24 protein-coding genes and 1 riboswitch are annotated in these 23,166 nt (G+C 67.3%); of the genes, 14 read left to right on the top strand and 10 right to left on the bottom strand.

The features are described 5' to 3' along the window. Nucleotides 1–96: 96 nt before the first annotated feature. The gene (gene clpB / locus BMX78_RS19970; RefSeq protein WP_091423501.1) at nucleotides 97–2,754 is read right to left on the bottom strand and encodes an ATP-dependent chaperone ClpB; all 2,658 of its coding nucleotides are present in this window, start codon (nucleotides 2,752–2,754) and stop codon (nucleotides 97–99) included. A gap of 161 nt (nucleotides 2,755–2,915) precedes the next feature. Here clpB and BMX78_RS19965 point away from each other — a divergent pair, with 161 nt between their 5' ends. Beyond that, the gene (locus BMX78_RS19965; protein WP_091423496.1) at nucleotides 2,916–3,299 is read left to right on the top strand and encodes a YciI family protein; all 384 of its coding nucleotides are present in this window, start codon (nucleotides 2,916–2,918) and stop codon (nucleotides 3,297–3,299) included. A 162-nt stretch (nucleotides 3,300–3,461) separates the two neighbouring features. On the opposite strand, the gene BMX78_RS19960 is transcribed toward BMX78_RS19965, so the two are convergent. Genes BMX78_RS19960 through BMX78_RS19945 form a run of 4 tightly spaced genes read right to left on the bottom strand, consistent with a single transcriptional unit; the run spans nucleotide 3,462 to nucleotide 6,625 of the window. Then, the gene (locus BMX78_RS19960) at nucleotides 3,462–4,565 is read right to left on the bottom strand and encodes a sulfate/molybdate ABC transporter ATP-binding protein (RefSeq protein ID WP_091423491.1); all 1,104 of its coding nucleotides are present in this window, start codon (nucleotides 4,563–4,565) and stop codon (nucleotides 3,462–3,464) included. After that, nucleotides 4,562–5,446, bottom strand: a complete 885-nt coding sequence (locus BMX78_RS19955; protein WP_091423486.1) for an ABC transporter permease — start codon at nucleotides 5,444–5,446, stop codon at nucleotides 4,562–4,564. The genes BMX78_RS19960 and BMX78_RS19955 overlap by 4 nt, the downstream gene beginning before the upstream one ends. Continuing rightward, entirely contained in the window at nucleotides 5,418–6,221 is an 804-nt protein-coding gene (gene modA / locus BMX78_RS19950) for a molybdate ABC transporter substrate-binding protein (protein WP_091423407.1), read from the bottom strand. Before modA ends, BMX78_RS19955 begins: the two co-directional genes overlap by 29 nt. Next, entirely contained in the window at nucleotides 6,218–6,625 is a 408-nt protein-coding gene (locus BMX78_RS19945; RefSeq protein ID WP_091423405.1) for a TOBE domain-containing protein, read from the bottom strand. Before BMX78_RS19945 ends, modA begins: the two co-directional genes overlap by 4 nt. A gap of 110 nt (nucleotides 6,626–6,735) precedes the next feature. Between BMX78_RS19945 and BMX78_RS19940 the strand changes: the two genes are divergently transcribed. From BMX78_RS19940 to BMX78_RS19930, 3 genes are all read left to right on the top strand, one after another. Continuing rightward, complete coding sequence (locus BMX78_RS19940) at nucleotides 6,736–7,605, top strand: DUF4031 domain-containing protein (RefSeq protein ID WP_091423400.1); 870 nt, start codon at nucleotides 6,736–6,738, stop codon at nucleotides 7,603–7,605. Further along, on the top strand, nucleotides 7,602–8,411 hold the full coding sequence (locus BMX78_RS19935; RefSeq protein ID WP_091423396.1) for a 2-phosphosulfolactate phosphatase: 810 nt from the start codon (nucleotides 7,602–7,604) through the stop codon (nucleotides 8,409–8,411). The genes BMX78_RS19940 and BMX78_RS19935 overlap by 4 nt, the downstream gene beginning before the upstream one ends. A gap of 92 nt (nucleotides 8,412–8,503) precedes the next feature. Further along, the gene (locus BMX78_RS19930; protein ID WP_091423393.1) at nucleotides 8,504–8,890 is read left to right on the top strand and encodes a VOC family protein; all 387 of its coding nucleotides are present in this window, start codon (nucleotides 8,504–8,506) and stop codon (nucleotides 8,888–8,890) included. A 36-nt stretch (nucleotides 8,891–8,926) separates the two neighbouring features. Here BMX78_RS19930 and BMX78_RS19925 read toward each other — a convergent pair whose 3' ends face one another. Then, nucleotides 8,927–9,328, bottom strand: coding sequence for a YccF domain-containing protein (locus tag BMX78_RS19925; protein ID WP_091423390.1), 402 nt, complete (start codon nucleotides 9,326–9,328; stop codon nucleotides 8,927–8,929). 102 nt (nucleotides 9,329–9,430) lie between these two features. After that, nucleotides 9,431–10,048, bottom strand: coding sequence for a phosphoribosylanthranilate isomerase (locus BMX78_RS19920; protein ID WP_091423388.1), 618 nt, complete (start codon nucleotides 10,046–10,048; stop codon nucleotides 9,431–9,433). A 106-nt stretch (nucleotides 10,049–10,154) separates the two neighbouring features. Here BMX78_RS19920 and BMX78_RS19915 point away from each other — a divergent pair, with 106 nt between their 5' ends. The 7 genes from BMX78_RS19915 (at nucleotide 10,155) to BMX78_RS19885 (ending at nucleotide 14,697) form a co-directional block, all read left to right on the top strand. Then, on the top strand, nucleotides 10,155–10,745 hold the full coding sequence (locus tag BMX78_RS19915; protein ID WP_091423386.1) for a HutD/Ves family protein: 591 nt from the start codon (nucleotides 10,155–10,157) through the stop codon (nucleotides 10,743–10,745). 72 nt (nucleotides 10,746–10,817) lie between these two features. Beyond that, nucleotides 10,818–11,348: a ferritin gene (locus BMX78_RS19910; protein WP_091423384.1), complete on the top strand. Its 531-nt coding sequence runs from the start codon at nucleotides 10,818–10,820 to the stop codon at nucleotides 11,346–11,348. 85 nt (nucleotides 11,349–11,433) lie between these two features. After that, a riboswitch (guanidine-III (ykkC-III) riboswitch) is annotated at nucleotides 11,434–11,499 on the top strand. Between the two features lie 9 nt (nucleotides 11,500–11,508). Further along, the gene (locus BMX78_RS19905) at nucleotides 11,509–11,832 is read left to right on the top strand and encodes a DMT family transporter (protein WP_091423381.1); all 324 of its coding nucleotides are present in this window, start codon (nucleotides 11,509–11,511) and stop codon (nucleotides 11,830–11,832) included. Then, nucleotides 11,832–12,209: a DMT family transporter gene (locus tag BMX78_RS19900; RefSeq protein WP_091423378.1), complete on the top strand. Its 378-nt coding sequence runs from the start codon at nucleotides 11,832–11,834 to the stop codon at nucleotides 12,207–12,209. Before BMX78_RS19905 ends, BMX78_RS19900 begins: the two co-directional genes overlap by 1 nt. A 142-nt stretch (nucleotides 12,210–12,351) precedes the next feature. Continuing rightward, on the top strand, nucleotides 12,352–12,978 hold the full coding sequence (locus BMX78_RS19895; protein WP_091423375.1) for a nucleoside/nucleotide kinase family protein: 627 nt from the start codon (nucleotides 12,352–12,354) through the stop codon (nucleotides 12,976–12,978). 39 nt (nucleotides 12,979–13,017) lie between these two features. Further along, nucleotides 13,018–14,010, top strand: a complete 993-nt coding sequence (locus BMX78_RS19890) for an aldo/keto reductase (RefSeq protein WP_091423371.1) — start codon at nucleotides 13,018–13,020, stop codon at nucleotides 14,008–14,010. A gap of 36 nt (nucleotides 14,011–14,046) precedes the next feature. Beyond that, nucleotides 14,047–14,697 carry an MBL fold metallo-hydrolase gene (locus BMX78_RS19885; protein ID WP_091423530.1) on the top strand — a complete coding sequence of 217 codons (651 nt, stop codon included), beginning with the start codon at nucleotides 14,047–14,049 and terminating at the stop codon, nucleotides 14,695–14,697. Between the two features lie 111 nt (nucleotides 14,698–14,808). On the opposite strand, the gene BMX78_RS19880 is transcribed toward BMX78_RS19885, so the two are convergent. Next, entirely contained in the window at nucleotides 14,809–16,716 is a 1,908-nt protein-coding gene (locus BMX78_RS19880; protein ID WP_091423368.1) for a DEAD/DEAH box helicase, read from the bottom strand. Between the two features lie 386 nt (nucleotides 16,717–17,102). Here BMX78_RS19880 and BMX78_RS19875 point away from each other — a divergent pair, with 386 nt between their 5' ends. Further along, nucleotides 17,103–17,888: an SAM-dependent methyltransferase gene (locus tag BMX78_RS19875; RefSeq protein WP_091423365.1), complete on the top strand. Its 786-nt coding sequence runs from the start codon at nucleotides 17,103–17,105 to the stop codon at nucleotides 17,886–17,888. A 3-nt stretch (nucleotides 17,889–17,891) separates the two neighbouring features. Here the strand turns inward: BMX78_RS19875 and BMX78_RS19870 are convergent, their stop codons facing one another. Then, complete coding sequence (locus BMX78_RS19870; protein WP_091423362.1) at nucleotides 17,892–19,337, bottom strand: MFS transporter; 1,446 nt, start codon at nucleotides 19,335–19,337, stop codon at nucleotides 17,892–17,894. A 59-nt stretch (nucleotides 19,338–19,396) separates the two neighbouring features. After that, the gene (locus BMX78_RS19865; RefSeq protein WP_091423360.1) at nucleotides 19,397–20,428 is read right to left on the bottom strand and encodes an Lrp/AsnC family transcriptional regulator; all 1,032 of its coding nucleotides are present in this window, start codon (nucleotides 20,426–20,428) and stop codon (nucleotides 19,397–19,399) included. A 133-nt stretch (nucleotides 20,429–20,561) separates the two neighbouring features. Here BMX78_RS19865 and BMX78_RS19860 point away from each other — a divergent pair, with 133 nt between their 5' ends. Together BMX78_RS19860 and BMX78_RS19855 are read left to right on the top strand one after the other, a co-directional pair. Then, on the top strand, nucleotides 20,562–21,812 hold the full coding sequence (locus BMX78_RS19860) for a M20 metallopeptidase family protein (RefSeq protein WP_091423358.1): 1,251 nt from the start codon (nucleotides 20,562–20,564) through the stop codon (nucleotides 21,810–21,812). 25 nt (nucleotides 21,813–21,837) lie between these two features. After that, on the top strand, nucleotides 21,838–23,127 hold the full coding sequence (locus BMX78_RS19855) for an MFS transporter (RefSeq protein WP_091423353.1): 1,290 nt from the start codon (nucleotides 21,838–21,840) through the stop codon (nucleotides 23,125–23,127). The last annotated feature ends 39 nt before the right edge of the window (nucleotides 23,128–23,166 follow it).

The following is a 23,166-nucleotide window of genomic DNA, read 5'->3' as shown; positions in this document are numbered from 1 at the left end:
CCATGGCTAAACTTCTACAACAACCACCGGCCACACGGCAGCCTCGGAGGCAAACCACCCATCAGCAGGTGCAACCAACCTACTGGCTGAGTACACCTAGTCCTTCCGGCGGACTACCAGCCCGGTTCCCGGGACGGGACCGCCGCCGGGGCCGGACAGCGCCTCGAGCCCCTCGATGGTGAGCTCGTCCACGTCTGTAGCCGTGTCCACCAGGACGGTGTCCCCGTCGGCGATGTCGCCGGACAGGATGGCCTTGGCCAGCCGGTCGCCGATCTCCCGCTGGACCAGCCTGCGCAGCGGCCGGGCGCCGTAGGCGGAGTCGAAGCCGGACATTGCCAGCCAGGCACGGGCACCGTCGGTGACGTCCAGGGTGAGCCGGCGCTCGTGCAGCCGGCGGCCGAGCTCAGCCACCTGCAGTTCGACGATCCGGGCCAGTTCTTCCACGGACAGGGGATCGAACAGCACCACTTCATCCAGCCGGTTCAGGAACTCCGGCTTGAACGAGGCGTTGACGGTGGCCATGACCGCATTCCGCTTTGCCTCCGCATCCAGTGACGGGTCCACCAGGAACTGGCTGCCCAGGTTGGACGTCAGCACCAGGATGGCGTTGCGGAAGTCCACGGTGCGGCCCTGGCCGTCGGTGAGGCGGCCGTCGTCGAGCACCTGCAGGAGGATGTCGAAGACCTCGGGGTGGGCCTTCTCCACCTCGTCCAGCAGGATGACCGAGTAGGGCCGCCGTCGGACGGCTTCGGTAAGCTGACCGCCCTCCTCGTAGCCCACATATCCCGGAGGCGCACCGACCAGCCGGGCCACCGAGTGCTTCTCGCCGTACTCGGACATATCGATCCGCACCATGGCGCGTTCGTCGTCGAACAGGAAGTCCGCCAGGGCCTTTGCCAGCTCGGTTTTACCCACGCCGGTGGGGCCCAGGAACAGGAACGAGCCGGTAGGCCGGTTGGGGTCGCTGATGCCCGCACGGGCGCGCCGGACGGCGTCCGACACGGAGGTGACGGCCTTCTTCTGGCCGATCAGCCGCTTCCCCAGCTCCTCCTCCATGTGGAGCAGCTTCTGGCTTTCACCCTGCAGCATGCGGCCTGCGGGGATGCCGGTCCAGGCGGAGATGACCTCGGCGATATCGTCCGCGGTCACCTGTTCAGCCACCATCTGTGAGGATTTATCCGCGACGGCGGCCTCAGCCTCAGCGGCTGCGTTCAGTTCACGCTCCAGGGCAGGGATCTCGCCGTACTGGATGCGCGACGTCGTCTCCAGGTCACCTTCGCGGTAGGCCTTGTCGGCAGCGCTGCGGAGTTCGTCCAGCTTTGCCTTCAGGTCACCCACCCGGTTGAGGCCGGCCTTTTCGGCCTCCCAGCGGGCATTCAGGGCTGCGAGCTCCTCTTCCTTGTCCGCCTTGTCCGCACGGAGCGCCGCGAGGCGTTCCACGGAGGCGGCGTCCGTCTCCCCTTCCAGGGCCAGCTCCTCCATGGTGAGCCGGTCCACGGCGCGGCGGAGCTGGTCGATCTCCTCGGGGGCCGAGTCGATCTCCATCCGCAGCCGGGACGCGGCCTCATCCACCAGGTCGATGGCCTTGTCCGGCAGCTGGCGGCCGGAAATGTAGCGGTTGGACAGGGTTGCGGCGGCAACCAGGGCGGAGTCGGCGATGGCCACCTTGTGGTGCGCCTCGTAGCGCTCCTTCAGGCCACGCAGGATGCCGATGGTGTCCTCGACGCTGGGCTCCCCCACGTACACCTGCTGGAAACGGCGCTCCAGGGCCGGGTCCTTCTCGATGTTCTCGCGGTACTCGTCCAGGGTGGTGGCGCCGATGAGCCGCAGCTCGCCTCGGGCCAGCATGGGCTTGAGCATGTTGCCGGCATCCATGGAGGAATCCCCGGTTGCCCCGGCACCTACCACCGTGTGGATCTCGTCGATGAAGGTGACGATCTGGCCTTCGGAGTTCTTGATCTCCTCCAGGACAGCCTTGAGGCGCTCCTCGAACTCCCCGCGGTATTTGGCGCCGGCCACCATGGACGCCAGGTCCAGGGCGATCAGGGTTTTTCCGCGCAGGCTTTCCGGAACGTCACCGGCCACAATGCGCTGAGCAAGGCCCTCAACAACAGCGGTCTTGCCCACGCCGGGCTCGCCGATGATCACCGGGTTGTTCTTGGTGCGGCGGCTCAGCACCTGGACGATCCGGCGGATTTCCGTGTCCCGGCCGATGACTGGGTCCAGCTTTCCGGCACGCGCCATGGCGGTGAGGTCGGTGCCGAACTTCTCAAGCGACTGGAAGGTGTTCTCGGGGTCCTGGCTGGTGACCTTCCGGTCCCCGCGGACACCCGGCAGGGCGGCGAGCAGAGCCTCGTGGGAGGCACCGGCGTCGCGCAGCAAACGCCCTGCCGCATCATTTCCGGCCGAGAGGCCCAGGAGAAGGACCTCGGTGGAGACGAAGGTATCGCCCAGCCGGTCCGCTTCCTCCTTGGCATTCTGGATGGCCTGCAGGGCCGGCCGGGACAGCTGTGCCTGCTGGCTGGAACCGCCGGAGGTGGCCGGCAGGGCCTTGATGGCGCTGCTCGCCTGCACGCTGACGGCGTCCGGGTCTGCCCCGGTGGCACGCAGCAGCGCCACCGCCACGCCTTCGCGCTGGTCCATCAGCGCCTTGAGCAGATGGGCGGGTTCCACCTGTGGGTTGCCAATGGTGGAGGCGTTCATGGCCGCAGCCGAAAGAGCCTCCTGGCTCTTGGTAGTGAATTTGACGTCCAAAGAGAGCTCCTTTCGGGGGTAATCCGATCTTAGGGTTGAGTCTACTACGCTCAACTTTGGTTGGGGTGCTTTTTATTTCCTGTTTGCCCACAGCGAACCAGTGCCATCAGGGTGTGGGAAATTTCGTTTCCATCGCGTCCGATTCCTCCTAGGATCGGCTTGTGACCGGAGCGACTGGTGCTGCCGGCGCACTGCAGACGGGACACGCAATGAAGAAGTTTGTTGCTCTCTATATCGCACCCCAATCAGCCCAGGCACAGATGGCCGAAAGTACGCCGGAAGCGGCCCAAGAGGGGATGAAAGCCTGGATGAGTTGGGCTGAGCGGGCCGGCGACGGCATCGTGGACCTGGGAACACCGCTTGGGACCGGCAAGGAAATCAACGCAACCGGCTCGTCAGAAACCAATACGGGGGTGGGTGGCTACACCATCCTCCAGGCGGAGGATCTCGCCGGGGCCGAGGCGCTGTTGGACGGGCATCCGCACCTCATGATGCCGGGCGCGAGTATCCAGGTGTATGAAACGCTCGACCTCCCGGGAATGTAGGCCGCCGCAGACAGCACTTAGCCCGACCCACAAAGCAACCGGCGGGTGATTCCCCCCAGAAGCCGCCCACCGGTTGCTTTGTCCGCCCTTTGCCGAGTTTACCCGGCATTTGTGATGCCTGTCACCGCTGTGACTAAATTTGTAATGCTCCCGGCAGCAGCCCTAGGCCGAGTACACCGCCACCGATGTCGCTTTCACCACGAAGTGCACTTGCAGGCCGGGGATCAGGCCCAAGTCAGCGGAAGCAGCGGGAGTGATGTCCGCCGCGAGGCTCCCGGCCCTGACCCGGATGAAGTCGCCGTGCGGTTCGAGGTCGCTAATGGCAACCTCAAACGAATTGCGCGGGCTGCCGTGCGCGTCATCGAGGAACACGGAAACGGCCGACGGCGGGAATACAGCAACCGCTGCCCTCTCGCCTTCCGGCGCGGCAGGGTACCCGTTCCCGCCCCGGCCTTCCGGGCGCCGGTCATCGGCGTACCCGTCCTCCAAGAGCCCGGCAACCGTCCAGCCCTCGGCGGTCCTGATCCCGTCTCCGGCCAAGGTTCCGGCCAGCAGGTTCAGGCCTGCCAGCCCTGCCGCGAATGGACTGCGCGGCCGTTGGAGGACCTCGCGGGTGGGTCCTTCTTCCGAAATCCCGCCGTTCTCGAGGATGACAACCCGGTCCGCCAGCATCAGTGCGTCCAGGGCGTCGTGGGTAATGATGATGGCCTGCCTGCCTGCAAGGACACGCTTGAGCAGGCGGCGCAGAAGCGGTGCCGAGTGGATATCCAGCGCCGCCATGGGCTCATCGAGGAGAAGAAGCCCGGGGTCCGCGGCGAGCGCCCGGGCAACGGCAACGCGTTGTGCCTGTCCGCCGGACAGCTCCGCCGGACGCCTGGCCTGGAGATCCAGCGCTTCCACCTCGGCGAGCCAGTGCAGCGCCTCCGCCTTGGCCTGTTTCCTGGACACACCGGCGCTGCGCGGCCCGAAAGCCACGTTCTCCAGTGCGCTCAGATGTGGGAACAGCAGCGGTTCCTGGGCGAGCAGCGCAGTGCCCCGGTGGTGGGGCGGCGTCCACGTGCCCCGGCCGGCCGAGAGTTCGAACAGTGTGCGGCCGTTAAGCTCAGCCCGGCCGGTGTCTGGCTTCAGCAGGCCTGCGATGACGGACAGCAGCGTCGATTTGCCGGCCCCGTTCGGGCCCATCACGGCTACCGTTTCCGTGGGTCCCAGCCTCAGTGCCACGTCGAACCCCCTGCCGGCCACGGCTGCCTCAAGCGCGAATGTCACAGGACGTCCCTGTCCGCTGCGGCAGCCGGCGTCGTCCGTTGCTTCCAGAAGGCCATCCCCGCGCCTGCGGGCCGCCGGTAAGCAAGTGCCACGACGGCGACTGCCACGGCCACCAAGACGAGGGAGAGTGCGACGGCGGCCTCCGGGTCTGTTTCACGCTGCAGGTAGATTTCCAGCGGCAGGGTCCGGGTCACCCCCTGCAGGCTGCCTGCGAACGTGAGCGTGGCACCAAATTCCCCCAGGCTGCGGGCAAAGGACAGTACGGCGCCGGAGGCCAGCCCGGGCAGCACAAGGGGCAGCGTGACGCTCCGGAAGACGCGGCCGGGAGAGGCGCCCAGGGTTGCCGCCACCGCTTCATAACGCTCGCCGCCCGTCCGCAACGCACCCTCCAGGCTGACCACGAGGAACGGCAAGGCAACAAACGTCTGGGCCAGGACCACAGCGGTAGTGGAGAAGGCGATCTGCAGGCCCAGGACTTCCAGGGTCCGGCCGAGGAGGCCTTGACGGCCAAACGTGTAGAGGAGCGCAATGCCGCCCACCACCGGCGGCAGCACCAGCGGGAGCAGCACCAGCGCGCGCAGGAGCCCCTGCAGCCGGAACCTGCCGCGGGCCAGGACCAGGGCCAGCGGCACCCCCAGGACGATGCACAGAATCGTGCTTACCGCGGATGTCCGCAGACTCAGGCCCAGGGCGGAGACGGCCGATTCGGAGGTGACAAGGGGAAGGAAGTTGGCCCAATTCACCCTGGCCACCATGGCGAACAGCGGCAGGATCACCACCGTTGCGGCCAACACCGCCACCACGTAGGTCCAGCGGGGAACGCCGCGGTAGGCGTGGCTCACGTTGTGCCGCTCACTGCCGGCCGCCGCCGAAACCGGCATCTGCCAGCACCTGCTGGCCCTCCGGGCCGGTCACGAGGTCCAGGAAGGCCTGCACAGCCGCACCGTTCCGGCTGCCGGCCAGCGCGGCGATCGGGTAGCTGTTGACTGCAGCAGCCGCTTCGGGAAAGGCAACGCTTTCCACTTTTCCTGCTGCAGACTTGACGTCGGTGACATAGACCAGCCCTGCGTCCGCCTCCCCGGAGACCACCTTGCCGAGCACATCCGTCACGGAATTTTCCTCGCTGACCGGGCTCAGGTGCGTTCCTGTCTGCTGTTCGGCGGCGGTGGCGGCTGCGCCACAGGGGACCTGCGGAGCACACTGGACCAGCCGGGTTCCCGGTTTCGCCAGGTCGGCGAAGGAACGGATGCCTGCGGGGTTGCCTCGCGGGACGGCGATGGCCAGGGTGTTCGTGGCGAAGATACGGGGATCGCCGTCCACCAGCCCGGCCTGCTGCAGCTTGTCCATGTTCTTCGTGTCCGCCGAGGCGAAGACGTCTGCAGGCGCACCCTGGCTGATCTGGGTGGCCAGGTCTGCGGAACCGGCGAAGCTGAGCGTGACGCTGCTGCCGGGGTGCTCGGCTTCGTACGCCTTGGCCAGCTCGGTAAAACTGTTTTTGAGGGAAGCTGCGGCAAAAACTGTCAGGGCTTCCCCACCGCTGCTCCCGGCGGATGAACCCGCAGCGGACGCATCACCGGAAGGCGAACCAGCGCCCGTGGAGCAACCGGCGAGCGCCATCAAGACAATGGCCGCCAGCAGCCCGGTCAGTCCTTTCATAGTGCTCTCCCCTGCGGCGTTTCGATGATCACCGTGGTGGCCTTGACCACAGCGGTGGCCACCGACCCCAGTTCCAGCCCGAGGTCCCGGACTGCCTCGCTGCTCATCAGGGACACCACCCGGAAGGGCCCGCACTGGAGCTCCACCTGGGCCATGACCTTGTCCGCGGTTATGTCGGTCACCAGGCCCACGAACCGGTTCCGTGCCGAGCTGCCGGTCCGGTGCGGATCCTCGGGCAGCTGGGCAAGCTTCTGCGCATGCCGGGCGAGCTCCAGGCCGTCCACGGCAAGCCGGCCGCCCGGATCCTTCACCGGCGTCAGTGACCCGTTGTCCATCCAGCGGCGCACTGTATCGTCGCTGACGCCCAGGAACCGGGCGGCCTCCGAAACGCGGATGATTGTCATTTCATCAGTCTAGGGCGCATCTGCGGTTCTTCTCCCAGTTCCACTCCGTATTTCCGGACCCGCCTTCCACCTCGTGCCGCTTGCTGGAGGGACAGCACTAGACTTCCTCCATGGCCGTCTACATCGATCCGCCGCTCTGGCCTGCCCACGGAACGCACTTTTCGCACCTGGTATCGGACTCGTCGCTGGAGGAACTGCACGATTTCGCCGCCGCAGCGGGTATCCCGGAGCGGGCCTTCGACGGCGACCACTATGACGTGCCGGAACGCCGTTACGATGACCTGGTGGCAGCCGGAGCGGTTGCCGTCGAGGCCCGGGTCCTGGTCCGCAAGCTGATCGCCAGCGGCCTTCGCATCCCGGCCCGCCAGCGGAACAAGTCGCTCAAAGTGCCGCTGTTCAACCGGTGGGATGCCATCATGCCGGGCCACGACGCGCTCTTCCTGGACCTCCTGGACCGCTGGAGCGAACCCCACCGCAAGTACCACGGCTGCACGCACCTGCTTTCTGTGCTGGAAGCCCTCGATCTGCTGACGGATCCCGCCGACCCGCCGCGCACCGTGCTGCTCGGAGCCTGGTTCCATGATGCCGTTTACCGTGGTGTGGCCGGCCAGGATGAAGAGGAATCGGCCTGCCTCGCGGAGGAGCGGCTGGACGCTGCGGGCCTGCCGGAGGGTGAGGCCGCCGAGGTGGCACGGCTGGTGCGGCTGACGTCGGACCACCGCCCCGAGCCAGGGGACCACGACGGCGCCCTCCTCTGCGACGCGGATCTTTCCGTCCTCGGCGGGGAACCGGACGAGTATGCCCGCTACGTGGCGGACGTCCGCCAGGATTACGCGCACATCGGCGACGCCGACTTCGCGGCCGGACGCGCCGCCGTCGTCCGCCAGCTGCTGGAACTTGACCCCCTCTTCCACACACAGCGGGCGAAAGAGCTGTGGCTGGACACCGCGCACCGGAACCTGATGGGGGAGCTCGCGTGAACGCGCCCACCTCCAACCCCCGCCACACAGTCACCGCGAGTGCCGCCCACCGGCAGCTGGCCTATACAGTCCGGCTGGAATGGGGGCTCGACGGCGCCAGGACAGTCACGTCCGGGGCGGACCTTGCCGTGGTGGTAGACGTCCTGTCCTTCAGCACATGCGTCAGTGTGGCCCTGGACCGGGGCGCCGACATCTTCCCCTTTCCCTGGAAGGACACCCGGGCGGAGGACTTCGCCGCCCACCACGACGCGCAGCTGGCAGGGCCCCGCAACGGCGGCGGGCTTAGCCTGTCCCCCGCCAGCATCCGGTCTGCGGAATCCCTGGAGCGTGTGGTGCTGCCATCGCCGAACGGGTCCGCCCTCTGCCACGAACTGGCCGGTGAAGTCCCGCTGGTGGCCGCCGTGTGCCTGCGCAATGCAGGGGCAACGGCAGACTGGGTGGCAGCCCATCTGCCGCCCGACGCGGTGATCGCCGTGGTGGCTGCCGGGGAACGATGGCCGGACGGCACGCTCCGTCCCGCCGTGGAGGACCAGATCGGGGCGGGAGCATTTATCGCCGGCCTCGCCGCTGCGGGCAAGGGCGGTTACGAGGCTGAGGTTGGCCGGCACGGCTATTCGCCGGAAGCCCTCGCGTCAGCGGCGGTGTTCGAGGCCGCTGAGCCGCGGCTCCGGGAGATGCTGCTGGGATGCGCCAGCGGACTTGAATTGTCTGGCGCTGGCTACGCGGCCGACGTCGATATCGCCGCGGAGCTGGACGGTAGTGATGCGGTGGCCATTTTGGCGGGCGGGTTTTTCAGCCCCCGCTGAGGGTTCGCCCGGTTAGCCTGCCCGTCAAGGCACAACTGCGGGCTGAGGCGGGACCCTTTACGGCTCCTGTCCCCGGATGCAACACTGCTCCGATGACCCTGCGTATCCAAGCCATCAGCATTGATTCCACCGACCCGAAGGTGCCCGCGGATTTCTGGGAAAAAGCTCTCGGGTGGCGCCGCACCTATGAGGCGGACGACGAGATTGTGCTGGAACCACCGGCAGGCAGCCCTGAAGACGGCGTGTCCCCTGACCTGCTCTTCCTCAAAGTGCCCGAGCGGAAGGAACTCAAGAACAGGGTCCACCTGGACCTGCGGCCCAAAGATCGTGACGCGGAGGTGGCGCGGCTGGAAGCCCTTGGCGCCCGGCGGGTTTCCGTGGGCCAGGGGCCGGACGTCACCTGGGTGGTGATGGCGGATCCGGACGGGAACGAGTTCTGCATCCTGCGCGCACTGCGGCCCGATGAAGCCGCCGGCTGACCGCCAGGGCCCCGTCCTTTGAACCGGGAACAGTCCCTACCGGTACGTCGCCACAAACGGCGCGCTGGTGGGGACGATCTGCTTGCCCAGCGGCATCAATGACACCGGGATGAGCTTCAGGTTGGCGATGGCCAGCGGGATGCCGATGATGGTGACAGCCATGGCGAACGCGGTAACCACGTGGCCGATTGCGATCCAGATTCCGGCCACCAGCAGCCAGATGACGTTGCCCAGCAGTGAGAACACCCCGGTGCCGCCCGGCTTGTCCACCACCATCCGGCCGAAGGGCCACAGCGTGTACGCCGCAATCCTGAACGAGGCGATGCCCCACGGGATGGTGACGATCAGCAGGCAGCAGATCACACCGGCGGCGAAATAACCCAGCGCGAGCCAGAAACCGCCGAAAACCAGCCAGATGATGTTGAGAAGTGTCTTCATCCACCCATTGTGCCCCGGAGGGTCTGCCAAAAGGATGGGGGCCTGCCCTGACTGGCCCCTGAACTCCCGCTGGACGGGGTGGACTAAGCCTGACCGGGCGGACTAAGCCTTGACCGGAGCAGCACCCTTTGCAGCCTGGACAAACGCGCGGATCTTGGCCAGGTCCTTGACGCCGCGGGACGCTTCAACACCGGAGGACACGTCTACGCCCCAGGCATGGGCTGCTGTTGACGCGCTGCCCACGTTGACCGGGTCCAGTCCCCCGGCCAGAAGCCAGTGGCGGCCTTGGAGGACAGGCATCGCGGCCACGGAGGCATAGTCCCAGGCCTCACCCGAGCCGGGCACCGCGGCGTCGATCAGCAGCAGGTCCTCGCCCCAGTCCCCAAACTCCTCTGCAGCGGCACCCGTGGTGACTGCCCTGATCAGCTTCATCCCGGCGTCGTGCACCATGGCCACGTCCTGGCGGGACCGTGCGCCGTGCAGCTGGATCCATTCCAGCCCGGCGGCGCGGGCAATGGCGACGGCGTCTGCCACCGGTTCGTGGCGAAACACGCCGATGGGCGAAACGCCGGAGGGGACGTGCGCCAGCAACGAGTGCGCCTGTGACGGCGACACCACGCGCGGGCTCGCCGTCAGGACGAAACCGACGGCGTCAGCCCCGGCATCAACTGCTTCACGGACTGATTCAGGCGTGCTGAGACCACACACTTTGACGAACATTCCCGGCTCCTTCAGGCTGTTTTCGTGTTGTCCCCCCGGAGGAGAGTAGCAGGGAAGGGGCCAACCCGCGACGCCGGGATGTCCGGCCGGGAACTAGGCTGGGCCCATGGAGATTATCCGCTTTGCAAGCCTCAAGCCCGAGCCCTGGCGTAATGGTGGCGGCATCACGCGCCAACTGGCCAGCCACCCCGCGGACGGTTCGGCAAAGGACGGCGGCTGGGACTGGCGGGTCAGCATCGCGGATGTCAGCAAGGCCGGAGATTTCTCCTCTTTTCCGGGGATGGAGCGGGTGCTGACTGTTGTGGAGGGTGAGCTCCTGCTGCTGACCGTGGACGGTGCCGAACGCCCGCTGGAGAAGTACCGTCCCTTCCGCTTCCCGGGCGGGGCCGCCACGCAGGCGAAGCTCCCCACGGGGGATATCCGGGACCTCAACGTCATTACCCGCGCCGGACGTTTCAAGGGCTACACATCCATCATCGAACTCTCGAAGAAGCGTGCGAAGCCCCTTTTTGAAGGCTCGTTCGGGATCCTGCTGCAGGGCCAGGCCACCGTTGCCGTGGGGACGGAAGAACCAGAGCCCTTGGCGCGGTACGACGCCGTGGTGGGTTCCGACGTCGACACCCCGGACGTTCTGGGCCGCGGCTTCCTGGCCGTTGTCTCGATCGACCCCGTGGAGGACGAACCCGCCGCGGAGTAGGGCAGCCTCGCCTTCCAGTAGCAGAGCCTTTCCACACTGGTCACTGGCTCCGGCCGTCCCTAGACTCGGGCTATGACCACATCATCGTTCAATGCGCTCCTGTCCACCCAGATCGGCAACGAATTCACGGCATCGCAGCAGTACATTGCGGTGGCCACCTGGTTCGCCAACCAGGACCTCCCACAACTGGCCCGCTACTTCTTCCGGCAGTCGGTGGAGGAGCGGAACCACGCCATGATGATGGTGCAGTACATGCTGGACCGGGACATTGAGTTCACCATTCCCGGGGTTCCTGCCGTGCGCAACGACTTCGCGTCCGTCACCGAGCCCCTGGCCCTTGCGCTGCAGCAGGAAAAGGAAGTCACCAAAAACATTGAGGACCTGTTCCGGGCTGCCCGCGGTGAAAACGATGCCCTGGGCGAGCAGTTTATGCTCTGGTTCCTGAAGGAGCAGGTGGAGGAAGTGGCCTCCATGACCACGCTCCTGAACATCGCCGAGCGCGCGGACAACCTGTTCGATATCGAGAACTTCATCGCCCGCGAAACCGTGGGCGACGGCGGCCGCGACGCCGCTGCCCCCGTAGCTGCCGGCGGCACCCTCTAACGTCCTCCGGGCGCCGGGTGCCGCATGGTGGTGAGGTTGGGCACCATAGGTGGCCGCCCGGCGTCGGGCGTTGCTACGCTGGAAGCCAAGGCTCCGTGAGGGAGCCTCCGGACGACGGTTCAGTACCCGGCACGCGACAAGACTGGCCAAAGGATCTGTCATGTCGTGGTTAATTCTTCTTTTATCCGGCGCCCTTGAAGCCGTGTGGGCCGCAGCCCTGCACCGCACCTTCCAGGCTTCCGGCCGCCGCCGCATCGCGCCCGCAGCGCTGTTCCTGGTGTCCGTCGCGGCCAGCACCGGCGGCCTGGCCATCGCCATGCAGTCCATCCCCACCGGCACCGCCTACGCCGTCTGGGTGGGCGTGGGCGTGGTGCTGACCTCCGCGTACGCCATCGTCACAAAGGTGGAGCGTCCGACGGCGGCACGCCTCCTCCTGCTGTCCGGCATCGCCGTGTGCGTGGTCGGCCTGAAGGTGGTGGCGTGATGTTGAAGCGTTCAATCCCCTGGCTGGTACTCCTGGCATCGGCCGTCCTCGAAGCAGTGTGGGCCACAGCCCTTGGGCTGTCCGACGGCTTCAGCAGGCCACTCCCCACCCTGGTTTTCGCCGTGACGGCAGCCCTCAGCATGCTGGGCCTGGGCATGGCCATCCGCCACATCCCGCTGGGCACCGCGTATGCCGTGTGGGTGGGGATCGGGGCGGCTCTGACCGTGGGCTGGGCTATGGCCACCGGCGTGGAGCCCTTCAGCGTGGTGAAAGTTGTCTTTATCGCCGGGATCGTGGGCTGTGCGGCCGGGCTCAAGGCTTTGCCGTCAGGCACAGCGGCCCGGAGGCCTGAAGCGGCATCCCCTTCCCGCCGCTGAATCTCCCCACCTTGCTGAGTCTCCCCACCTTTCAGGGCGGCCGACGGCGTGTCCCGGCAAACCGCCGTCGGCCGCGCCTTCCCGGACGCGAAAGGTGGGGAGGTTCAGCGGCCCGATCGCCGGTGCGGTCTAGGCTCTTGCCATGGACTCACCCGAGATCACCCAGGCGATGGACGCCCTGCGCGCTAGGCTGACGCCCGGAACCCGGACCATCCTGGGCATCACCGGCGCCCCCGGATCAGGGAAGTCCACCTTCGCGGAATGGATCCAGCGGCAGTTTGGGCCCGGCCTGGCCGTAGTGGTGCCCATGGACGGTTTCCACCTGGGCAACGCCATCATCGACGGCACGCCGTTGCGGCAGCGCAAGGGTGCCATGGACACGTTCGACGCCGGCGGGTACCTTTCGCTGCTGCGCCGCCTGGTACGCCGGGACGAGTCAGTCGTTTACGCCCCGGAGTTCCGGCGCACCATCGACGAGCCCGTGGCTGCATCCATCGCCATCCCGGCCGACGTGCCCCTTGTCATCACCGAGGGAAACTACCTGCTGGCGGAGCAGGAGCCGTGGAAGGACATCCGGGCGCAGCTGGACGAGGTGTGGTTTGTGGAAACGCCTCCGGCCCTCCGGCTCAGCCGCCTGGTGGAACGGCACATGCGGTTCGGAATGGACCGGCTGGCATCGGAGGCCTGGGCCAACGGCCCGGACGAGGCCAATGCGGTACTGATCCAGGCGACCCGGGCGGCAGCGGACCGGATCATCCCCTGGAACTGACCGGTCCTGAAACCCGTAAAGAAAAGAACAGGAGAACCCATGGCAGCAACAGTCCGGCTCGGCGACGGCCTCGACGTCAGCGCGCTCGGTTTCGGCGGGATGGCCCTCACCCCGGTTTATGGGGAGGTGGACCCGGAAGACGCGCTCCGGACGCTGCATCACGCCGTCGACTCCGGTGTCAGCTTTATTGACACCGCGGATATCTATGGCGGAGGCAGCAACGAGGAACTGATCGCTCAATTACTGAAGGAGCGGCGGGACGAGGTCCAGCTGGCCACCAAGTTCGGCCTGGTGGGCTCGCCGGCGGACGGATACACGGACATCCGGGGCGACGCCGGGTACATCCGGCAGGCAGTTGACCGCAGTCTGCAACGGCTGGGCACTGACGTAATCGACCTTTACTACATGCACCGCCGTGACCTCCGCGTTCCGATTGTGGAAACCGTGGAGGCCATGGCGGAGCTTGTGCAGCAAGGCAAGGTCAAACACCTTGGCCTGTCCGAGGTGACGGCCCAGGAGCTTGAAGAAGCCTCAGCCGTCCACCCCATTGCGGCGGTCCAGAGCGAATGGTCCATCTGGAGCCGCGACGTGGAACGCAACGTTGTTCCTGCCGCGGCCGCCCTGGGAGTGGGTTTTGTGCCGTACTCGCCGCTGGGCCGGGGATTCCTCACCGGCACCATTGACGCATCGAAACTGGGCGAGAAGGACTTCCGACGCCGGATCCCCCGCTTCGCCCCGGATGCGGCCAGTGCCAACCAGGCCGTGGTGGACACTGTCCAGGCCGTGGCTGACGAGCTGGATGCAACACCTGCCCAGGTGGCCTTGGCCTGGCTGCTCGCCCAAGGCAGGCGGCTGGGCCTTCCCGTGGTCCCCATCCCCGGCACGCGCAAAACCCACCGGATCGATGAAAACCTGGGCGCCCTGTCCCTGGACCTGACCCCGGCGCAGCTGGACGCGCTGGCCGAAGCCTCGGACGCCGTCGTCGGCTCCCGCTCGGCAGATCCCAACTGGGTGTCCGAAGGCCGCGAGTAACCAGGGCCTCACGAAGCCGTCCCTAGACTGATGCCCATGGACTCACTGATTTATGACCTGCCTGCGCTGACCATCCGGCGGATTTCCGTCAGCGAGATGGACAACAACGTGTACTTGCTCACCGCCAAGGCCAGCGGCGCGCAGGTGCTGATCGACGCCGCCGATGACCTTCCGGCCATCCGGCAGCTGCTGCAGGACGGTGCCGGTGACACGTCAGCCGCGCCGAAGCTGGCGCTGATCGCCACCACCCACCAGCACTGGGACCACGTCCGGGCACTGAAGGAGCTGGTGGACGCAACCGGGGCGCGAACCGCTGCCGGGACGGACGACGCCGATGCGCTGCCCGTGGGAGTGGACGTGCGGCTCAGCCACGGCGACGTTGGGAATTTCGACGACTTCGACCTGACGGCTGTGCACCTGCGCGGCCACACGCCGGGTTCCATCGCTTTCGTGTACGAGGATCCCGAGGGTCCTGCGCACATCTTTTCCGGCGACTCGCTGTTTCCCGGCGGGGTGGGCAACACCCAGAAGGACCCGGCGCGGTTCACCCAACTTTTGGATGACGTCACCGAGCGGCTGTTTGGGGCCTACCCGGACTCGGCCATTGTGCACCCCGGCCACGGCAAGCCCACCACCCTTGGCGCGGAGCGCCCGCACCTGGAGGAGTGGCGCGCCCGCGGCTGGTGAACCAAACGGTGGTTGAGCCGGGCCCACACCGGCCGGGTTCCCTGGCCGAGCTTGCGAGGCTAGGGGGCCGGTGGGGAGCGAAACCGACAAGCTCAACCACCAAAGTGATAGCTAGCGGCCGCGGCGTTCGTTCGACGCCGGAGCCGAGGCGCGGCGCGGGCCGCTGCGGGCGGGACGGCCTGAGCCACCGCCGTTGCCGCCGTTGCCTGCACCGTAGGATCCGCCGGAGGTTCCACCGGTGTTGGAGGACCAGACGGCCTTGTTGCCGCCGGTTGCGCCTGCACCTGCACCGCGCTGGCCACCCGTACGGGCACCTGCGCCGGCTGCTGCTGCGCGCTGGCCGGTGGCCGGACGGCCGTTGCGCTGGCCGCCGGAGGAAGCCGGACGCCCTGAGGATGCGGGCCGGCCGGTACCGCCGCGGGGAGCGTCGCTGCGGGTAACGCGTGACTCTGCACGGCCGTCTGAACCGCGGCCGGCCGATGCACGGCCACCTGCCGCGGGGACGTCGTTGCGGTGTGTCGAAGCAGTGCCGCGGCCACGGGCGTTGCGGCGTGCCGCTGCTGCGGCAATGGCGCGGTCCTCGTTCTGCTCGGCAACCTTGTCGAACGCTGCACGGGCTTCCGTGCGGCCTTCGAAGGCTGCGGCCCGGCGCTCGGCGCGGGGAACATCGGTGCGGACGGACTCGGCAGAAACCTTGCCTCGTCCACCGCGGCCGCCGCGGCCACCGGCAACCGGGGAAGCCTGGCGGCGGGCGCGCTTGCGCTCGGCGTTGGCACCGGTGGAAGTGCCGCCGCCCTGCTTGGCGGCCTTGGCTGCCAGCAGCGCAGCGCGGGTCCGGGGATCAATCTTGTCCGCGATTTCACCCACGAGCTCGCCCACGATGGGCGACGTGGCGGTGACGCGCTCGAAGCTGACGTCCACGCCGGCAGCCTTCATCAGCTTCTTCACGTCGGTCTGCTGCTCGGGCAGGGTGATGGTCACCACGGTGCCGTCGGAACCTGCGCGGGCGGTACGGCCTGAGCGGTGCAGGTATGCCTTGTGCTCTGTGGGCGGGTCAACGTGGATGACCAGTTCGACGTCGTCCACGTGGACACCGCGGGCGGCGACGTCGGTAGCGACCAGGACGCGGACGTCGCCGGAGGAGAACTCGGCGAGGTTGCGGTCACGGGCGTTCTGCGAGAGGTTGCCGTGCAGGTCCACGGCGGGGATCCCGGCGTCGGTCAGGGTCTTGGCGAGCTTGCGGGCGTGGTGCTTGGTCCGCATAAAGAGGACGCGGCGGCCGGCGCCGGATGCGAGCTCCACGATCAGCTGCTTCTTGACGGTCTGGTCGTTGACCACCAGGACGTGGTGCTCCATGGTGGTTACCGCTGCCTGCGGGTCGTCCACGGAGTGGGTGAGCGGGTTGGACAGGTAGCGCTGGACGATCTTGTCCACGCCGTTGTCCAGGGTGGCGGAGAAGAGCAGCCGCTGGCCCTGGCTGGGGGTCATGTCCATGAGCTTCTTTACCACGGGCAGGAAGCCAAGGTCGGCCATGTGGTCGGCCTCGTCCAGGACGGTGATTTCCACGGCCTCGAGGGTGAGGATGCGCTGGCGGATCAGGTCCTCCAGACGGCCGGGGCAGGCAATAACAATGTCGACGCCGGCGCGCAGGGCCTTCTCCTGGCGTGCCTGGGAGATGCCGCCGTAGATCACGGTGGTGTTCAGGCCGGCGGCCTTGGCCAGCGGCTCGATGGTGGCGTTGATCTGGGTGGCCAGTTCGCGGGTGGGTGCCAGCACCAGGCCCATGGGACGGCCGGGCTTGCGGAAGTACGGGGCTTCGCGCTCGGCGAGGCGTGCCACCAGCGGGATGGCGAAGGCGATGGTCTTGCCGGAGCCGGTGCGGCCGCGGCCCAGGACGTCGCGTCCTGCCAGCGTGTCAGGGAGGGTCTTCACCTGGATGGGGAACGGGGTTTCGATTCCCTGGGCGGTGAGGGTGTCGGCAAGGGCCTTGGGCGTGCCGAGGGCAGCAAAAGTAGTCAAAGTCAAAGGTCTTTCAGGCGGTATCCGTGCGGATATCGGCCCCCGGCGCCGGTTGGCCCAGGGGGTTCGCCGAAGAAAAGTCAGGTGATCAACCAGCCTGCTGCCACTTATTCAAAGCGGCGGCCGGGACCAAATGGAACGCGTTCATCGACGCAGGATGTGCCTCTCACATGAAAAAAGCCCTGTCCCCTAAATGAAGGGGCACATGGGCATCACTGCACATCAAGTTCCACCAGTCTAGCATCCCGGGCCCGCTCCCCCTTCCCGCCCACCTCCGCCCCACCCAACTAAGTAGCGCTAAGTGTCGTTTTGGGCCTCCAAAACGGCACTTAGCGCTACTTACTTTGGGCGTTGCCAACAGCGCAGCCGCGGGGCAGGGTTGAGGCATGACGGAACACGCGGCCCACCAGCACGAACACCACGAACACCAGCCAACGAATGACGCCGGCGCCGGCCCTTTGGACGACGCCGGCCCCGGCCTCTCGGGGCACGCTGACCCCGAGGGCGGCCAGGGGATCAGGGACGCGGCGGCCCTGTGGGACGAGCGGTACCGCAGCAAGGCCCAGATCTGGAGCGGCAAGCCGAATCCCCAGCTGGTGCGCGAAGCCGGCGGCCTGCGGCCGGGCCACGCACTGGACCTTGGTTGCGGCGAAGGGGCCGACGCCATCTGGCTGGCCCAGCACGGGTGGACCGTCACCGCCGTCGACGTTTCCGCCGTCGCGCTGGAACGCGCGCACGGACACGAGAAGGCGGCACTGGCGCGGGAAAGCGTGCACGCTGCCGAGGGCGCCATCGCCAGCCGGATCCAATGGCAGCAGGCCGACCTTGAGGAGTGGCATCCTGAGGGCTCGTACGATCTCGTGACCTCGCAGTTCCTCCACTCGCAGGAGCTGGCCTGGCAGGGGCCGCTCCGTGCAGCGGCAGCGGCCGTCAAACCCGGGGGAACCCTGCTGGTAGTGGGCCACCACCCCGACCGGTTGCCGCCCTGGGGAGGGGCGCACACCCACCACAACATGTTCTACACCGCCGATGACCTGGTCCGGGAGCTGGAACTGGACAGCCCCGGGTGGCAGCTGGAAGTGCAGACCAGCCGGGAGCGGCCGGTGACCGGACCGGAAGGCCAGCAGGCCACCATCGCGGATGTTGTGGTCCGGGCCAGTAGGCTCCCCTGACTTTCAGGGGGATTTGGTGGTGACCCGCGGCGCCACCGAAACCGCGGCTGCGGCGAGCACGGCGCAGAGTGCGAAGACCCCGGCGAAGGATCCGGCCGTCGTCGTAAACGCCGCGAAAACGATGCCGGTGGCGGCCAGCGCCAGCGCGCCGCCCAATGAGTCCGAGATGGACATGGCCGAGCTGTTGAAGCCCTCGTTCTCCTTGTCCGACAGCGCCAGCGTCATCACACTCAGCCGCGGATAGAGCAGGCCCATGCCGCCGCCCGCGAGGACCCACCCGGCGATGACGACGGCGGGTGGCCAGTGCAGCGCGGCCGTTGCCAGCGCGAGGAGCACGGCCCCGAGCACCATGAATGAGCCGGTGCGGACGGCGGCACGGTGGGACAACCGGGTGCCGAGACGGCCCTGGACCGCCGAGGCGCCCGCCCAGGCAATCGCTCCGAAGGTGAGGGTGAGGCCCGCAAAAGTGGGCGAAAAGCGGTACTGCTCGATCAGCAGGTACGGCAGGTAAACTTCAGCGCCGAAGAACCCGGCTGCGGCGAGCCCGCGGACCAGGATCACGCTGGGCAGGCCGCGGCGGGCGGCGAGCGTTCCCCGCGGCACCAGCGGCCGCACGGCAATCAATGCAATGACGACGGCGGCCACCGCCACCAGTGCTGGCGCAGCGGTAAAGCCGGGGAGCCGGACTTCCCGCGAAAGATTGAGCCCCAGCACGGCGAGCGCGGCGAGGCTGGCCCAGGCGAGCCGGCCCAGGGCCCACGGGGTGGGCGGTTGCGCCGGGGCACCGCCTTGTTCCTGGCCCGGCGATGATTGGCCCGGCAGTGATTGGCCCGGCAGTGATCGGCCTGGCGCCATGTTCCGGAGCACCGGCACGATCATCGCGAGGGCCGGGATCACGAGCCCCACCACACCCAGGAACACCCAGTGCCAGCTGAAAACCTGCGCCACGACGCCGGCGGCAAACGGGCCCACCAGGGACGGGATCACCCAGGCTGCGGAGAACGCAGCGAAGATCTTGGGGTGCAGCAGTCCCGGGTAGATGCGGGCCACCAGCACATACAGGGCCACGGTCAGGGCTCCGCCGCCGAGCCCCTGCACCAGCCGGCCCGCCACCAGTTGCGGCATGGACATGGACGTGCCTGCGATCAGCAGTCCTACGACGAACAGTGCCACGGACGCATAAAGGGGAGCGGCGGGGCCGCGGCGGTCTGACCAGTTCCCTGCGGCCACCATGCCGATCACGCCCGTAGCCAGCGGGCCAGCGAAGGCCAGGGCGTAAAGGTCCCCACCGTGCAGTTCCCGGCTCACTACCGGCATGATGGTGGTCACCGCCAGCGACTCGAACGCAGCCAGGAACACCAGCGCGCAAGTGCCAATGGTCACCCACAGGTAAGGCCGCTGCAGGATGCCGGAACGGGTGTCTGCCGATGGAAGGGTTGTGTCGCGCACGCTGTTGGGCCGATCGGTTGTTTGTCTTTCGTGCCAGCTTATCGCCGGGCCTGGAAGAGCTACCCGGCGCTTGCTACCGCCGCCGGGACAATGACCCGCCCCGTGGCTGTCGAATCCTGGTTCAGCATCCAGCCCACCCGTTTGACGGTACTGAGCATCACCACACTCTCCACGAGGTCGATGTCCGGGATCCGCTGCTGCAGCGCAAGTTCGGCGTTCATCACATCGGCCAGCGACTGCAGCCACATGATGATCACAAAGTTGGTGCGGCCGGTGGTGGAGGCGCTGAGCCGGACGTTGCGGAGGCCGCGGAGCTCGGCCGCGGCGGCTTCATGCTGGCCTGGCGGCACGTTTGCGAACCACTGGCAGGTCACGGGGTAGCCGGAGAACTTCTGCGCCACTTCGCAGCGGAATGAGAGGAGCCTGCTGGCGAGGACCCGGTTCAGCTGGCGTTGGACTGTGGCGGGGTGGCGGCCCAGCGCCCGGGCGATGTCGGCCGCCGTCGCCCGCCCGTCCCTCGCAAGGAACGGAAGCAGTGCGAGGTGGCTTTCGGGCAGGGGCTCGACGACGGCGTCCGGAGGCGCCGAGCCTGCGGCCTCCGGGCCGGCCTTTGCCTGCAGCGCCGCGATCTGGGCGCGGTCCAGCACGTTCAGGCGCCAGGCGTAGCCGCCGGAGTGCAGCCTGGTGCACAGCGCGGTCTGGTACTTCAGCAGCCCGCCGATGTCCTGCAGCCGGGAGGCCACGGTGGTGGTGAACTCCTCCAGGGATTGGGTGAGGACTGTCAGCATCAGGTCGCGGTTGCTGGCGGCCTCCTCGATGGTGACAATCTCCGGGACGGCAGCCAGCGCCTCTGTGACCTCGGCACGGCGGTGCATGTCGCAGTCAACGTCTACCAGCGCCAGGCACATCTGTTTGGGGTCACCCATGAGGTGGGCTGTCACCCATGCGGCACCTGCCCCGCGGACTCGCTCCCACCTGGCTGCCAGGGTGGTGGCGTGAACGCCGAGGATTTCGCCCGCGTCCGCCCAGCTGATCCGCGGTGCGATCTCCAATGCGTTGATCAGGGCGAGGTCCTCCTCGCTTAATTCCATGGTCCCCATTCTTCCGCAGTTGTGCATAAAACGTGGAAGAGAAGCAGAAGAGGTGCATTTTTCGAGGACTTTCCACCAATGTGAACCACATCACCCCACACTTGACTCAGCCCATTCTTTGGAGGAGAAGTCAATGACCATCACAACCGCGGCCAGGGAACTCCAGCCCGAATTGATCCGGTTCCGCCACGCCATGCACCAGGAACCGGAAATCGGCCTTGACCTGCCCCGGACACAGGAAAAAGTCCTCCGGGCATTCGACGGACTGCCCTACGAAATCACCCTGGGCAAGGAGACGACGTCGGTCACGGCAGTATTGCGCGGCACCGGCCACACAGTACGAACTGAAGCAGCCGGCACACAGGCGGCACCGCCGTCGGTCCTCCTGCGTGCCGACATGGACGGCCTGCCCGTCCAGGAGAAGACCGGCGTGGACTACACCTCCCGCGTGGATGGCGCCATGCACGCCTGCGGCCATGACCTCCACACCGCCATGCTGACCGGCGCCGCCACCCTGCTGGCCGAAAACCGGCACCGCCTGGCCGGCGATGTGGTCCTGATGTTCCAGCCCGGCGAGGAAGGTTTCGACGGCGCCAGCTACATGATCCACGAAGGCGTCCTGGAGGCGCCCGGCCGCCGGGTGGACGCCGCCTACGGCATGCACGTCTTTTCCTCGCTCGAGCCGCACGGCACCTTCGCCACCAAACCCGGCGTGATGCTCAGCGCTTCCGACGGCCTGGTGGTCACGGTGCTCGGCGCCGGCGGCCACGGCTCAGCCCCGCACGCGGCCAAGGATCCCGTGACCGCGGCGGCCGAGATGGTCACCGCACTGCAGGTGATGATCACCCGCCAGTTCAACATGTTCGATCCCGTGGTGTTGTCCGTCGGCGTCCTCCACGCAGGCACCAAGCGGAACGTCATCCCGGAAACAGCGCGGATCGAAGCCACCATCCGGACGTTCTCCGAGGCCTCCCGCGAGAAGCTGATGGACTCTATTCCGCGGCTCCTGCAGGGCATCGCGTCCGCCCATGGCCTCAAGGTGGACGTCGACTATCAGCAGGAGTATCCCCTCACCATCACCGACGAGGATGAGACCCGTACTGCGGAGAACATCATCAGCGAAATGTTCGGCGATTCCCGGCTGTCCCGCTGGGCCACTCCCCTCAGCGGCTCGGAGGACTTCTCCAGGGTGCTGGCCGAAGTACCCGGCACCTTCATCGGCCTCAGTGCCGTCCCCCGCGGGGCGGACCACGCCACTTCCCCCTTCAACCACTCACCGTATGCAACGTTCGACGACGGCGTGCTGGCCGACGGCGCTGCGCTCTACGCGGAACTCGCCATGCAGCGTCTGGCCGCCCTTTCGTCCGCCCGCTCCAACTCCTGATCCACCTTCCAGGAAGAGAACTGAAATGACCACTATCGTCAACCCGCAGCGCGCGGCGCGTACGGCTATGCGGAAAACCATCGTTGGTACCGGTATCGGCAATGCCGTGGAGTGGTACGACTGGGCGATTTACGCAACCTTCACCCCCTTCATCGCCAGCCAGTTGTTCAGCAAGGCGGACCCGGCGTCAGCCGTCCTGTCCACCCTGGCGATCTTCGCCGTCGGCTTCGTGGCCCGGCCCTTCGGCGGTTTCCTGTTCGGCTGGATCGGTGACCGTGTAGGCCGCAAGACGTCCATGACCCTCGCGGTGGGGCTGGCATCGCTCGGCAGCCTGATGATCGGCATCGCGCCCACCTTCGCCAGCATCGGCGCCTGGGCGTCGCTGATGCTGCTGGCGGCCCGGCTGGTGCAGGGCCTGGCGCACGGCGGCGAGCTGCCGTCGTCGCAGACGTACCTGTCCGAGATGGCGCCGAAGGAAAAGCGCGGCTTCTGGGCCACCCTGATCTACACGTCAGGGACAGTGGGAATCCTGTTCGGCACGCTGCTGGGCGCGGTCCTGAACATGGCGTTGAGCACCGAGGCCATGAACGCCTGGGGCTGGCGCATCCCGTTCCTGATCGGCGCGGCACTGGGGCTCTACGCCCTGATCATGCGGTCCCGGTTGCACGAGACCGAGGCTTTCGAGTCCGAGTCCGGCCGGGAAAAGCGTGCCCCGATCTGGCCGCAGATTGTCCGCCACCGGAAGCAGGCCCTGCAGGTCATCGGCCTCACCGTCGGGCTTACGGTCATTTACTACATCTGGGGTGTTGTGGCGCCGAGCTACGCCACCACCGCCCTGAAGATCGACCGCGGCGAAGCCCTGTGGGCCGGCGTCGTGGGGAACATTGTGTTCATCGCGGCGCTGCCGGTGTGGGGCAAGCTCTCGGACAGGATCGGCCGCAAGAAGGTGCTGTGGTCCGGAGCCATCGGGTCGGCTGTGATGCACTTCCCGATGACCTGGCTGTTGAAGGACTCCGCCTGGCAGCTGGCTGTCAGCATGTCGGTGATGCTCATCTTCATCGCCGCGAGCGCCGCGATTGTCCCGGCCGTATATGCCGAACTCTTCCCCACCAGCATCCGCACCGTGGGCGTGGGCGTCCCCTACTCCATCTGTGTGGCACTGTTCGGCGGCACCGCCCCGTACCTGCAGCAGTGGCTGGGCACCACCTTGCACATGCCGGACCTGTTCAACGTGTACGCCGTGCTGCTGCTGGCGGTCAGCGCAACATTCGTGTTCACCATTCCCGAGACCAGGGGCAAGGACCTCACCCACTAGTCCCCATCTAAGTAGCAGTAAGTGTCGTTATGGGCGCCC

Source organism: Arthrobacter sp. OV608, from assembly GCA_900110595.1.
Taxonomy (GTDB): Bacteria; Actinomycetota; Actinomycetes; order Actinomycetales; family Micrococcaceae; genus Arthrobacter.
Note: the sequence above shows the minus strand (reverse complement) of the source record. Positions and strands in the feature narration are given on the sequence as shown.

What these genes read in the sequence shown, in the direction of transcription:
- BMX78_RS19875 (WP_091423365.1), top strand. Translation starts at nt 17,103, where the DNA reads ATGACGGAACACGCGGCCCACCAGCACGAACACCACGAACACCAGCCA.
- BMX78_RS19905 (WP_091423381.1), top strand. Translation starts at nt 11,509, where the DNA reads ATGTCGTGGTTAATTCTTCTTTTATCCGGCGCCCTTGAAGCCGTGTGG.
- BMX78_RS19920 (WP_091423388.1), bottom strand. Translation starts at nt 10,048, where the DNA reads ATGTTCGTCAAAGTGTGTGGTCTCAGCACGCCTGAATCAGTCCGTGAA.
- BMX78_RS19915 (WP_091423386.1), top strand. Translation starts at nt 10,155, where the DNA reads ATGGAGATTATCCGCTTTGCAAGCCTCAAGCCCGAGCCCTGGCGTAAT.
- BMX78_RS19945 (WP_091423405.1), bottom strand. Translation starts at nt 6,625, where the DNA reads ATGACAATCATCCGCGTTTCGGAGGCCGCCCGGTTCCTGGGCGTCAGC.
- BMX78_RS19895 (WP_091423375.1), top strand. Translation starts at nt 12,352, where the DNA reads ATGGACTCACCCGAGATCACCCAGGCGATGGACGCCCTGCGCGCTAGG.
- BMX78_RS19925 (WP_091423390.1), bottom strand. Translation starts at nt 9,328, where the DNA reads ATGAAGACACTTCTCAACATCATCTGGCTGGTTTTCGGCGGTTTCTGG.
- BMX78_RS19890 (WP_091423371.1), top strand. Translation starts at nt 13,018, where the DNA reads ATGGCAGCAACAGTCCGGCTCGGCGACGGCCTCGACGTCAGCGCGCTC.
- BMX78_RS19930 (WP_091423393.1), top strand. Translation starts at nt 8,504, where the DNA reads ATGACCCTGCGTATCCAAGCCATCAGCATTGATTCCACCGACCCGAAG.
- BMX78_RS19900 (WP_091423378.1), top strand. Translation starts at nt 11,832, where the DNA reads ATGTTGAAGCGTTCAATCCCCTGGCTGGTACTCCTGGCATCGGCCGTC.
- BMX78_RS19860 (WP_091423358.1), top strand. Translation starts at nt 20,562, where the DNA reads ATGACCATCACAACCGCGGCCAGGGAACTCCAGCCCGAATTGATCCGG.
- BMX78_RS19955 (WP_091423486.1), bottom strand. Translation starts at nt 5,446, where the DNA reads ATGCCGGTTTCGGCGGCGGCCGGCAGTGAGCGGCACAACGTGAGCCAC.
- BMX78_RS19865 (WP_091423360.1), bottom strand. Translation starts at nt 20,428, where the DNA reads ATGGAATTAAGCGAGGAGGACCTCGCCCTGATCAACGCATTGGAGATC.
- modA (WP_091423407.1), bottom strand. Translation starts at nt 6,221, where the DNA reads ATGAAAGGACTGACCGGGCTGCTGGCGGCCATTGTCTTGATGGCGCTC.
- BMX78_RS19885 (WP_091423530.1), top strand. Translation starts at nt 14,047, where the DNA reads ATGGACTCACTGATTTATGACCTGCCTGCGCTGACCATCCGGCGGATT.
- BMX78_RS19910 (WP_091423384.1), top strand. Translation starts at nt 10,818, where the DNA reads ATGACCACATCATCGTTCAATGCGCTCCTGTCCACCCAGATCGGCAAC.
- BMX78_RS19940 (WP_091423400.1), top strand. Translation starts at nt 6,736, where the DNA reads ATGGCCGTCTACATCGATCCGCCGCTCTGGCCTGCCCACGGAACGCAC.
- BMX78_RS19855 (WP_091423353.1), top strand. Translation starts at nt 21,838, where the DNA reads ATGACCACTATCGTCAACCCGCAGCGCGCGGCGCGTACGGCTATGCGG.